The organism is Pelomicrobium sp. G1 (genome assembly GCF_051905455.1).
In the GTDB taxonomy this organism is placed as follows: domain Bacteria; phylum Pseudomonadota; class Gammaproteobacteria; order Burkholderiales; family UBA6910; genus Pelomicrobium.
Genome location: NZ_JBQACR010000466.1, coordinates 1 through 251 on the forward strand (window position 1 = coordinate 1; position 251 = coordinate 251).

1 protein-coding gene is annotated in these 251 nt (G+C 68.9%); it reads right to left on the reverse strand.

Annotation, left to right across the window (positions count from 1 at the left end):
* On the reverse strand, positions 1–233 hold a 233-nt coding region (locus tag ACTFO6_RS19250), incomplete at its 3' end, for a molybdopterin dinucleotide binding domain-containing protein (RefSeq protein WP_439935929.1).
* Positions 234–251: the final 18 nt, after the last annotated feature.

The following is a 251-nucleotide window of genomic DNA, read 5'->3' on the forward strand; positions in this document are numbered from 1 at the left end:
TTGGTGCCGTGGCCCGCCATAAAGCGGGAAACCCAGGGCATGGGCAGGAACACCTGGCCCGGACGCTGCTCCTCGGAAGCCTTGACGCGTACCACGATCGCCCCACGATGGCTCGCCACCCGCGCGAGATCGCCGTCGCGCAGCCCGCGCCGCACCATGTCTTCCGGGTTCATCGCCAGCAGCGGTTCCCCTTCGTGATTGAACAGCCTCGCCACCCGCCCCGTGCGGCTCATCCCGTGCAACTGGTCCCG